We start from the raw sequence: 14,304 nt of genomic DNA, 5'->3' as shown, positions 1-14,304 counted from the left end.
GAAATAAAAATACGTAAATCCTACTCGTTAAACCAGTATTTATGAGTTTTGGAATAAAGAAATGTATCTTTGGGATATGTTTTCCCAACTATAATTGTCTAAAACATGTTGATGGCCAATTTGAGCCATGTTTTCAATTTCTGAAGGATTATCTATAAAATATTGCCACTTTTCAGTTAGACTATTGTAATCATTCTTTTTAAATACGGTACCTGAATTCCCTAAGGTAGCTAAATTTTCTTCAATCCCATTTACCAGAGTACATACATTGGCACCCATGGCGGCTAATAATGATGGAGAAGTACCTTCAAGTTCACTGGCAGATATATACAATAATGCATTATGTAAAATTGCTTCATATTCCTTACCAAACCGGTAACCTAACAATTTTATTTTAGGGTGAGACGAATAGGTAGAGAAGATATAATCACGATATTCATTTCCCTCTATATCATCTCCTATGATTACTAATGGCAATTCTGATTTTAAGTTAAAATAGCTTTCAATTAAATTTTTAACACCTTTTTCTTTTACGAATCGACCAACAAAAAGAAAGTACTTCTTGGGAGATAATTCGAGTTTGTCTAGAATCTTTTTAGAACCCACAATATTTTGTGTAATAATCTTAGATCCGTAGGCAATTAGAGTAGTTTTTTTATTAAATTTATTATGATAAAAATCTTCCACAACCTTATTGTCTACAATAACTTGATCTGAAAATTTTATTGCCATTAATGCACCAAGTTTATACATGAATTTTGCAATAAACCCCCACTTTTTTCTTTTCCACTCTAAGCCGTCTACGGAGATAAAAGTTCTTTTTCCAAAAAGTTTAAGAATAGGTATAAAGATTCCATTTCCACAATTATAAATGTGGATAGTTTTAATTTTTCTATTTATAAAACACAAATGTAATATTGAAAAGAGAGTATGAGATAAAGTCTCTATAGATTTTATTCTAATAGATGGAAGATATTTTAAACAGACGCCTTCTTCTGTTGTAGAGGGTTGATTTTTATAAAGGTGTTTTCTACAGTATACAACAACATCATGATTGTTTTTTACCCAATTTTTAGTTGTGTGAGCTGCACAAGTTTCAAAACCACTGTAGCTAGCAGGAAGCCCTCTTATACCTATTACTGCTATTTTCAATTATTAAAATCTTTAATATATACCTTAGCATAATCTTCTAAAGCCTCTTTCCAATCAGGCATTACGTTAAGACCCCTACTATTAAGTTTTAAGTTCGTAAGTTTTTCAGAGTATGGTCTAGGAGCAAAGTACTCAGTTTTAAAATAATCTGAGTTTACTTTAGTAACTTTAATGGTTTCTTTTAAGCCTAAAAGGTTAATGAACTCTTTAGCAACATCATATCTACTGCAATCCCCATTACAAACTTGATTATACACACCATACATTCCTGATTGTACTACATGCATGATCCCCTTAGCAAAACTCTTCGTGTAAGTTGGGGTGCCAAGTTTATCATCAACAACAAAAAGTTCTTTTTTACCGCTTTTAATTTGTTTATATATTTTGTTAATAAATTTTTTGTCTTTTGAAGGCCCAGCACCCATCATCCATCCGGCTCTAAAAACATAAAACTTATTCACGTGAAATTGAGTGAATAATTCTCCATGGTATTTAGCCTTTGCATAAATACTTAAGGGGTTAGGCTGGTCAAAGTCATTATAAACATCTTGTAAGCCGTCAACTATTCCTGCGGTACTTATGTATACTAAAGGAATATCAAGCTCATTTGCAATTAGACCTATATTTTCAGGTCCTAGAGCATTTGTGAGCCAAGTTTCCTCTTGATTTTTTTCACAATACTCAAGGTCGGTAAGTGCAGCTAAGTTAATAATAAGATCAGCTTCAAATTCCAAGATAGATTCTTTTATGTCGGTGTAATTTCTGACATCAGCATATTCTAACCATGGTTCTGTAAGATTTATATCTGTTGCTTTTACAATACATTTTTCTTTAAAAGCTTCATATACTGCTTCTCCAAGCATGCCACCACAACCAGCAATGTAAACTTTAGTGTTTTTAGATAATTTAAAACTCATTTAGATACAAAATTTATATATTTGAGTCAGCTAAATTAAGATTTAGAATTTAAATGATGATGATAAATAAAAAAAAAATTTCCTTAGTTGTATTTTTGTTGCTATCATTAAGTTTAAGTTCTGTTTTATTTTCATTTTTCATTAGTTCATTAACTCTTTTTTTTTCACTTGCGCTTTCTTTTTTTTTGTTTGAAAAGAGAAAATTCTCTAAAAAAAACATTAAGTTTTTTTTAATTATATCGGTTCCGTTTTGGCTTACCTTAGTGTCTCTTGTTTTTTCATATGATGTTGAAAATGCAATAAGTATTCTAGTTAAAAGGCTTCCTATCTTTCTGGTTCCATTTATCGGAATTTTAGCATGTGAAAATATCCAAAAGAAAGACTTTATATCTTTCTTTTGGGTGTTATTAATAGGTTTTTCTTTAGTTAATTTTTATGGACTTGTAAAAGGTTTTGTTTTTTATCTAGAAAAAGATAGTTTTTTTGATTCTAAGAATTTGTTTTATATATATCCAACTCAGCATGTATATTTAGCTACCTATAATATATTCGTATTAGTTTCTTCTATTTTTTTGTATTCTAAAATTAAGACACAGTTTAAAACCATTTTTATTGTTTTAAACTGTGTCTTAATTTTAAGTTTCATTTTTTTATCTTCAAAAATGGCCTTAATAACATTAATAATATGTTTAGTATTAATTTTTTTTTCAAAATTTAACACAAGAAATGCTGTTTTATATTCAATTATTTTATTCTTTTTAGTATTGTTAATGTTTATAATATTTGAGCCATTTTTAGACAGAATTAAATCGTTAGTATCAGGCCCAGACCCAAGGGTTACTATATGGGATTGTGTTTTGGAAAAAATACGAATTAACAATTATTTGAATTTTATTCCAATAGGAGATTATCAAAAACACCTTGACTACTGTTACTATCAAAAGGAATTCAAATTTTATTTGGATGGATATAATACTCATAATCAATTTTTAGAAATTTGGTTAACTAATGGGCTTTTAGGTTTAATTGTTTATATGTCAAGTTTATTCTCATTATTTAAATATTCAATCAAAGCCAAAAAAAAAATTATGAGTTATTTTTTAATTATCACGATATTATTTAGTATTACTGAGACTATTTTTCAAAGACAATATGGTATAATGTTTTACTCAGTACTACTTACTGTTTTTGTGTTTTCCCCATTTGAGTTTTCTGAGTAGGTATTTATAATTTATACGACTTCAATGCCTTAAAAGTATAAATGTTTATAATATTTGAGTTGCTTTAAATATTAAGAAAGTGAAGCTAAAGCGAATTTTGTATAGAAAAAACACTTTGTCATTTTTCTAATCTTTACTAAAATGAAATAGCAAACCACTCCAGTACTAATAGATGAAGTTATATAATTTACCTTAGATTCATAAAGCGTCTAGGTTTAAATAGCTCAAGAGTTAAAAGGTTTAATAGAAAAGGGTGTTTAGGCGATAAAGGGTTAGAGGAGATCTCCTATCAATATAAGGTTTTTTTTGCTTAGCAAAAAATATTGGTTGCGATTTTTTGCTACAGAGTATGCTGCAAAAAAATAGATAAGATGGTTTAGGAAAATACGAATGCACAAGGGTAAGCTATTCTTGCAGAAAATATTTAGATATTATGATAAAGTCGAATAAGAATTTCTTTTTTTAGCTAAAAAGATGGATTTCAAACCCATAGAGGTTTATTTGGCGAAAAACGTAAAAGCTAGCAAAAGCATTGATTTTTTATAATTATATTTGCCATTCAAAATATTTGGCAAATTATTATATGAGCATTATATGAACATTAAAGGAAGATTTTCCATTTTAATAAAGCCTTTGTTATATATATTAGACTTGTTAATTATTTCTTTTTTAATTAGTTTATTTTTAACAAAGGATATTGTTGATTTAATATTTTTTATTGGTTTTTGGTTATTCCTATCTTTTTGTTATTCCTTTTACAATGTCTATAGATTTACCAAAATAATAAAATTAGTTTCTTTAATTACTAAGCAAATATCGGTATTTATACTATTAATCTTTTCTTATTTGTATGTAAGGAACTCAGATATCGATTATATCGATATTCTGAAACTTTCAATTTTGCTATTTGGGTTGTTTAATTTTTGGAGAATCTCTTTGCATATAATTTTTAGAAAGTATAGAATAATAACAGGGAGCAATTATGTAACAGTGGTTATAGTTGGGTCAAATCATAGTACAAAACGGCTGGAGAAATTTTTTAATGAGCAGTTAGGGTTTGGATATAAATTTCTCGGTTTTTTAACTAACAAGAAGGACGCAAATAAACTTGGAAATTTATCTCAAAGTTTTGATTTTATAATGAGAAATCATGTAGATGAGATATATTGTTCGGTTAATGAACTCGATGACAATCAAATCAGGGAATTTATTGAATTTTGTGATGTCAACATGAAGACGCTAAAATTTATTCCTGATAATAAAGAACTATATGCTAAAAATTTACGGTTAAACTATTATGACATTGTTCCTGTATTATCTTTACGAGAAATCCCTCTAGATGATCCAATAAAAAGTATTACTAAACGTGCTTTTGACATTATATTTTCTTTAATTATTGTATTCTTCCTTCTTTCTTGGCTTATCCCTATATTAGGATTGATTATAGTATTGGAAAGCAAAGGACCTATTTTCTTTCTTCAGAATCGACCGGGTATCAAAGAAAAAGGATTCGGGTGCTATAAATTTCGTTCTATGACTTTAAATTCGAGATCTGAAGAGTCAGCAACAAGAAATGATTCTAGGATAACTAGAGTAGGCAAATTTATTAGAAGAACTAGTATTGATGAATTGCCTCAGTTTTTTAATGTTCTATTTGGATCAATGTCAGTTGTTGGACCCAGACCGCACTTATGGAGGCAGAACGAAATTTATGGAACAAAAATCCCTAAGTATATGGTTAGACATTTTGTTAAACCGGGTGTTACAGGGTTGGCACAAGTTAGGGGATATAGAGGAGAGATTGAAAATAGAGAGGATATTGTAAATAGAACAAAATATGATATTTTCTATATAGAGAACTGGTCATTATTAATGGATATAAATATCATTGTACAAACAATAGTAAATGTATTTAAAGGAGAAGATAAGGCATATTAAAAATAATTAAAAAAAAGAATGAAAGTATCAGTAATAGGAACGGGATATGTCGGTTTAGTAACCGGAACATGTTTGGCTGAGACAGGAAATGATGTATTATGTATTGACATCAATGAAGAAAAAGTAAAGCAAATGCAAGAAGGGTTAGTCCCAATTTACGAACCTCATTTAGATGTATTATTTCAAAGAAATATTAAAGCTAATCGGTTAAGTTTTTCTACATCTTTAAAAGAAGGATTAGAGCATGGTGACATTATTTTTTTAGCGTTACCAACTCCAGAAGATGAAGATGGCTCAGCAGATTTGTCATATGTATTAGGAGCAGCTAAAGATATTGGTCGCCTAATAACAGATTATAAAGTTATAATTGATAAGAGTACAGTTCCAGTAGGGACGGCAGAAAAAGTTACCGAAGTAATTTCTAAAGAAACGAATGTGAAATTTGATGTAGTTTCAAATCCAGAATTTTTACGAGAAGGATTTGCCGTTGATGATTTTTTGAAGCCAGAACGCATTGTAATAGGGTCTAGTTCAGAGAAAGCAATTGCCTTAATGCAAAAACTGTACAAACCTTTTGTTCGTTCAGGAAACCCTGTAATAGTTATGGATGAAAAGTCTGCTGAACTTACTAAGTATGCTGCTAATTCTTTTTTAGCAACAAAGATTACATTTATGAATGAAATAGCCAATTTCTGTGAAAAAGTTGGAGCCGATGTGGATAAAGTTAGAGCAGGAATAGGAACCGATTCTAGAATAGGAAAACGCTTTTTATTTCCTGGAATTGGGTATGGAGGCTCTTGCTTTCCAAAAGATGTAAAGGCATTATATAAATCTGGAAAAGAAGTAGGATATAATTTTGATATTTTAGACTCGGTAATAAGAGTGAATGAAACACAAAAGAAAATTTTAATTCCTAGAATTGAAAGGTATTTTAATAATGATATTAGCGGAAAGACTTTTGCTATTTGGGGATTAGCATTTAAACCCGAAACTGATGATATAAGAGAAGCTCCTGCATTATATATCATTGAAGAATTGTTAAATAGAGGGGCAAAAATCCAAGTTTTTGATCCAGAAGCAATGCCAAATGTTGAAAGAAGATTTGGTGACAAAATTGTTTATTCATTAAATAAAAATGAAGCAACAAAAGGAGCTGATGCTTTAATTGTTTGTACGGAATGGAGTTTGTTCAGAACACCTGATTTTGAAAAATTAAAAGCTAACTTAAAACAGTCTGTAATTTTTGATGGTCGAAATCTTTATGATTTGGAAGATATGAGAAAAGAGGGGTTTTATTATAGTTCAATTGGCAGAAAGTAAAGTATGAAAAAAGTATTAATAACAGGAGCAGCAGGGTTTTTAGGATCACATTTGTGTGACCGCTTTATTTATGAAGGGTATAAGGTTATTGGAATGGATAATTTTATCACAGGCGATAAAAAAAACCTACATCATTTAGAGCCTAATCCAAATTTCGAATTTATAGAACACGATGTAACACAATTTGTTAAAATTGAAGGCAAGTTAGATTACATTTTACATTTCGCATCTCCAGCAAGCCCAATTGATTATTTAAAGATCCCTATTCAAACCCTAAAAGTGGGTTCGCTAGGCACTCATAATTTATTAGGATTAGCTAAAGCTAAAAATGCACGAATACTTATAGCATCAACATCTGAGGTTTACGGAGACCCCTTAGTACACCCACAAACTGAAGGTTATTACGGAAATGTAAATACTATTGGTCCTCGTGGAGTTTATGATGAAGCTAAGCGTTTTCAAGAATCTATAACCATGGCATATCATAGATTTCACGGATTAGAAACACGGATAGTTCGTATATTTAATACTTATGGGCCAAGAATGAGACTTAATGATGGTAGAGTTATTCCTGCATTTATGGGGCAAGCGCTAAGAGGAGAAGATTTGACGGTTTTTGGAGATGGATTGCAAACTCGATCGTTTTGCTACGTAGATGATGAGATAGAGGGTATTTATAGATTATTATTAAGTGATTACGCTGAACCAGTAAATATTGGCAACCCTCATGAAATTACAATTAAGGATTTTGCTGAAGAAATAATTAAATTGACAGGAACAGAGCAAAAAGTAATTTATAAAGAATTACCTGTGGATGATCCCATGCAAAGGCAACCAGATATTTCATTAGCTAAAAAATTATTAAATTGGGAGCCGAAAATTGGAAGACAAGAAGGCATGAAAAAAACCTTTGATTACTTTAAATCCTTATCAAAAGAGCAATTATATAAAAGTGAACATAAAGATTTTTCCAACTATATTAATAAGTAATGCACTATAAAAGAGGTCGATACTCATGGTTATTAAGACCTGTATTAATAGTGTATGATCTTTTTGTAATCAACTTTTTAGCAATCTATTTATTTAATTTCAACAATGAGAATTTATACTTTTTTTCAATTGAATTATTTAATAACAAGCACGTACTTTATATAGTTTATGCCATACTTATTTGGCTTCCATTAGCTTTTTTATTAAAGTTTTATGAGGTATATAGGTTTACTACAATACTTAATATTTTATCGCTTTTAGCTAAGCAGTTTTTAGCCTTTTTACTTTGTGTTTTTGCCTTTATTGGATTTTTTAGAAGTATCAATATACAAGCTTTTACAGTTATAGAATATTTATTTTATTCGCTTATTGCAATAGGAGCTATTAAGGTTTTAAGTTTTTATGCTTTAAAAAAGGTTCGCTTATATTTAAAAGGAAATATGAGAAATGTTATTATTGTTGGAAGCGGAACGGCAGTAGAAGAACTTAAAAGAATTTTCACCAATAATAAAGAATTGGGCTACAATTTAAAAGCTGTTTTTAGTGATTATGATAATAATGTAATAGGAACAATAAAAGACAGCTTTAAATACTTAAACAACAATAATATAGATGAAGTTTATTGTGATATTGATGGAATAGAACCTGGGGAGATAAATGAGTTTGTTAAGCACGCAACCAAAAACCATTACAATATTAAATTTGTTCCTAATACTCTAAAGTTTTTTAATAAATACTTTGAAGTAGACTATTATAATTATCTACCAGTTTTATCAATTCCAAATGTTGCTTTAAATAGCGAGTTTAACAAATTAGTTAAGCGGGGGTTCGATATTTTATTTTCTACATTAATAATAATTTTTATTCTTTCTTGGCTTTCTGTAATTTTATTTATCATTCTAAAGCTGGAATCTAAAGGCCCTTTGTTTTATAAACATCAAAGGAATGGAATTAATTATAAGGAATTTGAATGTTATAAATATAGGTCTTTAAAAACAACAAAAGAAGTTAAAGGGACTTATGTAAAACCTAATGACAGCAGGCTAACTAAAGTTGGAAAGTTTTTAAGAAAAACCAATATTGATGAATTGCCTCAATTTATTAATGTTTTTTTTGGAGATATGAGCATTGTTGGACCTAGGCCTCATATGGTATCATATACAGATGATTATTCCAAAAAAATAGATAAATACAGCTTTATTCTTAGACATCATGTAAAGCCAGGAATTACGGGATTAGCTCAAACAAAAGGGTATAGAGGTGAAATAAAGTCTGATGCCGATATTGTTAACCGTATAAAGTATGATATTTTTTATATAGAAAACTGGTCATTACTATTAGATATAAAGATTATTTTTCAAACTACTATAAATATTATAAAAGGAGAAGAAAAAGCATATTAAAAATTATTTTGAAAAGTCTAGTCTCCATAATTACGCCAATGTATAATTCAGAAGCTTTTGTTTCAGAAGCCATAACTACTGTTTTAAATCAAACTCACAAAAACTGGGAACTGATTTTAATTGATGATTACTCTAATGATAAAACATTAGAAATGGCGCAGTCTTTCACAGAAGAAAACTCCAATATTAAGCTTTTAAAAAACAATACAAATTTAGGTACAGCTATTTCAAGAAACAAAGGTGTTGAAGCAGCCCAGGGCGATTATATAGCATTTTTAGATGCAGATGATTTATGGAAACCTGAGAAATTAGAAAAACAACTAGCTTTTATGCAAGCTGAAAATTGTTATGTATGTTATAGTAGTTACAACCAAATAAATGAAGCGGGAAAACCTTTAAATATTCAGATAGAAGCATTACCTGTTTTGAGTTATAAAAAGTTGCTAAAAAGTAATTATATAGGGAATTTAACAGGGATATATAATGCAAAGGTATTAGGTAAAGTTACTTCTCCTAATTTGCGTAAAAGACAAGATTGGTTGTTATGGTTAGCTGCAATAAAAAAATCAGGAAAAGAGGCAAAAGGCATTAAGGAATCTTTAGCCTTTTATAGGGTAAGGCAAGATTCTATGTCTTCAAACAAGTTAAATTTAATTAAGTACAATTATTGGGTTTATAAAAAAGGGTTAAGCTTTTCTACTGTAAAGGCAGTTTATTACTTAATAATATTCTTAATAGAACATTTCTTTGTAAAATCTAAACAAAGTGTTTCTATAAATAACTAGTAAACTGTTTAAGTTTCCCTCTGTTGGAACGATCTAAAGATGCTTTCGATTCAAAAACAATAGTTAAATCAGGCTCTAAATAACGCTCAATAGTTTTTTCAATAGTTTGTTTTTTAAACTCAGAAAGCGCTTCACAACTCACATAGCTTATTTTAAATGTATCAAGTTTTATCTGCTCAATAATAAACTCTTTTACATTTGCATCATCTTCAATAACCGTTTTGGTAACATAGTAAAAAGTTAAACCAGCAGCTTTTTTACCACTAGGGAGTTTTATAATATCGTTTTTTCGCCCAACAAGTTTTTCAAGTATAGGCTTTTCAATAGTACTCGACTTTGAAAGCACTCCAATGTCGCCCAAATCATATCTAATAAAAGGATGCGCCTTGTTGTAAAGCGATGTTATAACTAGCCTCCCTTCTTCTCCATAAGGTAAAGCGGTATTGTTTTCATCAAGAACTTCAATAAATAAATCCTCTGTATTAACTAGCCATTCTTTTTGAGTGTTTTCAAAAGCAATTAAACCTAATTCTGCTGCACCATATTCATTAATAACAGGAATACCTAATTGTGCTCCTAACAACAATCTATCCTCTTCAAAAAGCATTTCGGAAGTTACAATACAGGCCTTTAGCGAAGGGCAAACCGTATTAAGAATACTGTTTTTACGCTTTAAATATTTTGCAAATTGAACAATAGAACTTGTATAGCCATTAATATAATCAAATGGAGTAGATTTAAATTTCTCTAAATTTTTATTGAATTGGATATCGCTTAAATTAAAAGTTGAAAACCGATAACGTTTACTTAAAACATCTTTAAACCGTTCTTTAAAATAACCTTTTTTATCTAATGGAATTCCGTAAAAACGGGCTTGTTTAGAAGTGTTGAGGTTTATATTATACCAATTATATCTGTCAATAAAAATAGCCCAAGTTAGGGCATGGCAAAACTTGTCTTTAGCAAAAATAAACGGCGTACCAGAAGACCCTGAAGTTTTGTGTTTGTGTACCTTTTTAATATTAAAACCATTAGAAAGTCTATTAGCAAGAGGCTGTTGCAAATCGTGTTTTGTCATCACAGGAATACTATTCCAATCTAAAGGACTAGCACTTTTTGCAAAGGCTTTATAAAACGAATTGTGCTTTAAGTGATAAGCAACAATATCTTGTTTTTTAGTTTCCTGATAAGATTTAAAGTCAGCATCACTTTTGTTTTGAATAAATTTCAAATGAGTTTTAGCTTCTTTTATAGGAAAGCCTTTTAGTTTTAATGAAAGATCAAATAATTTCAAAAGAAAAGATAATTTTTGTAAAGTAAATAAAAAATATTCGTGTATTCGTAGCATTAGTTTTATTTTTGCGCATTATAAAAAACTACACCACAATGAATATTTTAGTACTTGGTTCTGGCGGAAGAGAACATACTTTTGCATGGAAAATTGCTCAAAGCCCATTATGTAAAAATCTTTACGTTGCTCCAGGAAACTCTGGAACTGCAGAAATAGCAACTAATATAAATGTTGGAGTAACGGATTTTGAAGCTATTAAAGAACAGGTTTTAGATAAAAAAATTGATATGGTTGTAGTTGGTCCTGAAGACCCTTTAGTAAAAGGAATTCATGATTACTTTCTAAATGATGACACCTTAAAACATGTTTCGGTAATAGGTCCTCAAAAGGAAGCAGCAGTATTAGAAGGCAGTAAAGAATTTGCTAAAGAGTTTTTATATCGCCATAATATACCAACAGCTGCTTACGAGAGTTTTACAAAAGAAACGGTAGAAAAAGGCTATACTTTTTTAGAAACTTTAAACCCTCCATATGTTTTAAAAGCCGATGGATTAGCAGCCGGAAAAGGCGTTGTTATTCTTAATAATTTAGATGAAGCAAAAGCTGAATTAAAAAGTATGTTGATTGATGCCAAATTTGGAGAGGCTAGCACAAAAGTTGTTATTGAAGAGTTTTTAGACGGTATTGAATTAAGTTGTTTTGTACTTACAGATGGAAAAAACTATAAAATTTTACCAACGGCTAAAGACTATAAACGTATAGGTGAAGGTGATATAGGATTAAACACAGGAGGTATGGGAGCTGTTTCTCCAGTTCCTTTTGCTACTGAAGAGTTTCTTAATAAAATTGAAGAGCGCATTGTTAAACCAACCATTGCCGGTTTTGAGAAAGATAATTTACCGTATGTAGGCTTTGTTTTTATTGGACTTATTAAAGTTGGTGACGATCCTAAAGTGATAGAGTATAATGTAAGGATGGGCGACCCTGAAACCGAAGTGGTTTTACCGCGTTTAAAGAATGATTTTGTTGAAATATTACGGGCCATGTCTAACCAAACATTAGATACTGTTAATATTGAAATAGACGACCGTGCAGCGACAACTATTATGTTGGTAAGTGGTGGTTATCCTGAAGCTTACGACAAAGGAAAGGAAATTACAGGAACTAATACTATTAAAGATTCTATCCCATTTCATGCAGGAGCACAAATAAAAGACGGTAAAATAATCACTTCTGGTGGACGTGTTATGGCAATTACATCTTACGGAGATACTTATCAAGAAGCCATAAAAAAATCTTATCAAAATATAGAAAAACTACACTTTGATAAGATGTATTATCGTAAAGATATTGGTTTCGACTTATAAATAAGAGTGCGAAGAGATACTTTTATCTTCTTCATTGTTTGCATCAAATATTCTAAGTTGCTTCATCCAATAAATTGTGGCAACAAAACCAATAACAAGAAAAATCCAAGAAACTACATTTGCCGCAAACCAGTTATCTAACTCCAATGCTCTTAAGGCATCATAAGGAGCAAAAAGTACATCAACAAATAAGTTAGCAATTGCTTCCCATAAATCTTTCCAAAAATAGTTCATTATAATAAGTATTATATTTACAGCACAAAAATACAAAAACAGTTAATGATTACAAGCATTTTTAATAAATCTAAGCCAATAAATTTTACTATTGTTTTTTTTATTACGTTTTTGGCTTTTATTGTACTTAACATAAAGCGTATAGAAGAGTCAATTACAGCTACTTTTCTTTTAAAACAGGCTTTTTTGTTTTTTGTTTGTTATGTATCTATTTTAGGTCTCAGTTTCATTGTTGGAAAAAATAGCCTAACAAAAAAAAGTAATTATGAAATTGTTCTTTATAGCCTTTTTTTGCTAGCTATCCCTCAAACCGTAGGTAACCCAGATATTATTTATGCCAACTTTTTTGTATTACTAGGTTATAGAAGAATAATTAGTTTACGCTCTCAAATAAGCGTAAATAAAAAGTTGTTTGATGCCGCTTTCTGGTTTGGTATTGCAGCCCTGTTTTATTTTTGGGCTATATTGTTTTTTTTATTAATTGTTATTTCTCTTCTTTTATATACTGATAATAATATAAAGCATTGGCTTATTCCTTTTACGGGATTATTAGCTGTTTTTTTAATATCAGTCTGTTTGTCTATAATTTGGTATGATAGCTTTTTTGAAATATTTGACAGTTTACCAGAAGTGAGTTATAATTTTAGCAACTATAATTCAATTCAATATTTAATTATAATAACAATGCTATTTTCTTTTGGAGTATGGGCATCAATTTTTTACATAAAAAACATAAAACAAAAAAAGAAAGTATTAAGGCCATCTTATTATGTGGTTTTATTTGCGGTACTTATTGGGTTTTTAATTATAGTTTTTGCGCCAAATAAAAACGGTAGTGAGTTTTTATTTTTATTTGCACCATTAGCGATAATAATAGCTAATTATATTGAAATCATTCAAGAAAGATGGTTCAAAGAGTTGTTCCTTTCAATTATTATTATTGCCCCTTTTGTGATTTTATTGTTGTAGCTTTTTACCAAAAGCCAAATCTCCAGCATCCCCAAGTCCAGGAATAATATAACCTTTGTTGTTTAAAGTTTCATCAATTGTAGCAATCCATAAATGCGTGTTTTCATCAAAGGTGTTTTTAACATAATTGACGCCTTCTTGAGCACCAATAACACTTACTAAATGTACTTCTTTGGGTGTGCCAAAAGGTTTTAGCGCCTCAAAAGTGGCAACCATAGATTGACCTGTTGCTAGCATGGGGTCTGCAAGAATTAAGGTTTTGTTTTCTAAGTTTGGGCAAGCCAAATATTCAACAATAATTTCAAAACTTTCAGGGTTTTCTTTATGATGCCTATAAGCCGAAATAAAAGCATTTTCAGCATTATCAAAATAGTTTAACAATCCATTATGCAAGGGTACGCCAGCTCTTAAAATAGAACACAAAACAATATCATTATCCAACAAATCTATAGAACAAGTGGCTAGAGGCGTTTCAATTGCTGAGGTTTCATAATTTAATGACTTGCTCATCTCGTAACCCAATATTTCTCCAATACGCTCAATATTGCGTCTAAAACGCATACTGTCTTTTTGAATTATTACGTCTCGTATTTCAGAAATAAACGTATTTAATACAGAATTTTGTTGAGATAAATTATGAATATGCATCTTGGGTTTTTGTTATTTTGAAATAGTAAAGTTAATTATTTAGAAGTATATTTACACTTTAAAATTAATA

General features: G+C 29.8%; 13 protein-coding genes. 8 read left to right on the top strand and 5 right to left on the bottom strand.

What is annotated here, in order from left to right:
• Window positions 1-39: 39 nt before the first annotated feature.
• Window positions 40-1,152, bottom strand: a complete 1,113-nt coding sequence (locus M3P09_RS00270) for a DUF1972 domain-containing protein (protein ID WP_249971591.1) — start codon at window positions 1,150-1,152, stop codon at window positions 40-42.
• Window positions 1,149-2,069 carry an SDR family oxidoreductase gene (locus M3P09_RS00265; RefSeq protein ID WP_249971590.1) on the bottom strand — a complete coding sequence of 307 codons (921 nt, stop codon included), beginning with the start codon at window positions 2,067-2,069 and terminating at the stop codon, window positions 1,149-1,151. The genes M3P09_RS00270 and M3P09_RS00265 overlap by 4 nt, the downstream gene beginning before the upstream one ends.
• Before the next feature lie 53 nt (window positions 2,070-2,122).
• Here M3P09_RS00265 and M3P09_RS17465 point away from each other — a divergent pair, with 53 nt between their 5' ends.
• The 6 genes from M3P09_RS17465 (at window position 2,123) to M3P09_RS00235 (ending at window position 9,725) form a co-directional block, all read left to right on the top strand.
• Window positions 2,123-3,289, top strand: coding sequence for an O-antigen ligase family protein (locus tag M3P09_RS17465; RefSeq protein WP_430886757.1), 1,167 nt, complete (start codon window positions 2,123-2,125; stop codon window positions 3,287-3,289).
• A 594-nt stretch (window positions 3,290-3,883) separates the two neighbouring features.
• Window positions 3,884-5,227, top strand: a complete 1,344-nt coding sequence (locus M3P09_RS00255; protein ID WP_249971588.1) for an exopolysaccharide biosynthesis polyprenyl glycosylphosphotransferase — start codon at window positions 3,884-3,886, stop codon at window positions 5,225-5,227.
• Window positions 5,228-5,245: 18 nt separating this feature from the next.
• On the top strand, window positions 5,246-6,547 hold the full coding sequence (locus M3P09_RS00250) for a UDP-glucose dehydrogenase family protein (protein WP_249971587.1): 1,302 nt from the start codon (window positions 5,246-5,248) through the stop codon (window positions 6,545-6,547).
• A gap of 3 nt (window positions 6,548-6,550) precedes the next feature.
• A complete protein-coding gene (locus M3P09_RS00245) occupies window positions 6,551-7,537 on the top strand; it encodes a UDP-glucuronic acid decarboxylase family protein (protein ID WP_249971586.1) in 987 nt (328 codons plus the stop codon).
• Window positions 7,537-8,940 carry an exopolysaccharide biosynthesis polyprenyl glycosylphosphotransferase gene (locus M3P09_RS00240; protein ID WP_249971585.1) on the top strand — a complete coding sequence of 468 codons (1,404 nt, stop codon included), beginning with the start codon at window positions 7,537-7,539 and terminating at the stop codon, window positions 8,938-8,940. Before M3P09_RS00245 ends, M3P09_RS00240 begins: the two co-directional genes overlap by 1 nt.
• Before the next feature lie 8 nt (window positions 8,941-8,948).
• Window positions 8,949-9,725: a glycosyltransferase family 2 protein gene (locus M3P09_RS00235; protein ID WP_284041099.1), complete on the top strand. Its 777-nt coding sequence runs from the start codon at window positions 8,949-8,951 to the stop codon at window positions 9,723-9,725.
• On the opposite strand, the gene M3P09_RS00230 is transcribed toward M3P09_RS00235, so the two are convergent.
• Entirely contained in the window at window positions 9,712-11,073 is a 1,362-nt protein-coding gene (locus M3P09_RS00230) for a phenylacetate--CoA ligase family protein (RefSeq protein ID WP_249971583.1), read from the bottom strand. The genes M3P09_RS00235 and M3P09_RS00230 overlap by 14 nt on opposite strands.
• Before the next feature lie 38 nt (window positions 11,074-11,111).
• Between M3P09_RS00230 and purD the strand changes: the two genes are divergently transcribed.
• Entirely contained in the window at window positions 11,112-12,383 is a 1,272-nt protein-coding gene (gene purD, locus M3P09_RS00225) for a phosphoribosylamine--glycine ligase (RefSeq protein WP_249971582.1), read from the top strand.
• Here the strand turns inward: purD and M3P09_RS00220 are convergent.
• Window positions 12,378-12,617 (bottom strand): DUF6341 family protein, encoded by a 240-nt coding sequence (locus tag M3P09_RS00220; RefSeq protein ID WP_099565209.1) that lies wholly within the window; start codon window positions 12,615-12,617, stop codon window positions 12,378-12,380. The two genes, purD and M3P09_RS00220, sit on opposite strands and share 6 nt — an antisense overlap.
• A 45-nt stretch (window positions 12,618-12,662) precedes the next feature.
• On the opposite strand from M3P09_RS00220, the gene M3P09_RS00215 reads away from it, so the two are divergent.
• Window positions 12,663-13,586, top strand: coding sequence for a DUF6427 family protein (locus M3P09_RS00215; protein WP_099565210.1), 924 nt, complete (start codon window positions 12,663-12,665; stop codon window positions 13,584-13,586).
• Here M3P09_RS00215 and upp read toward each other — a convergent pair.
• The gene (gene upp, locus M3P09_RS00210) at window positions 13,575-14,234 is read right to left on the bottom strand and encodes a uracil phosphoribosyltransferase (RefSeq protein WP_249971581.1); all 660 of its coding nucleotides are present in this window, start codon (window positions 14,232-14,234) and stop codon (window positions 13,575-13,577) included. The genes M3P09_RS00215 and upp overlap by 12 nt on opposite strands.
• Window positions 14,235-14,304: the final 70 nt, after the last annotated feature.

It is taken from the genome of Jejuia spongiicola (assembly GCF_023502325.1).
GTDB lineage: Bacteria > Bacteroidota > Bacteroidia > Flavobacteriales > Flavobacteriaceae > Wocania_A > Wocania_A spongiicola.
This window is presented reverse-complemented; position numbering and strand designations above follow the sequence as displayed.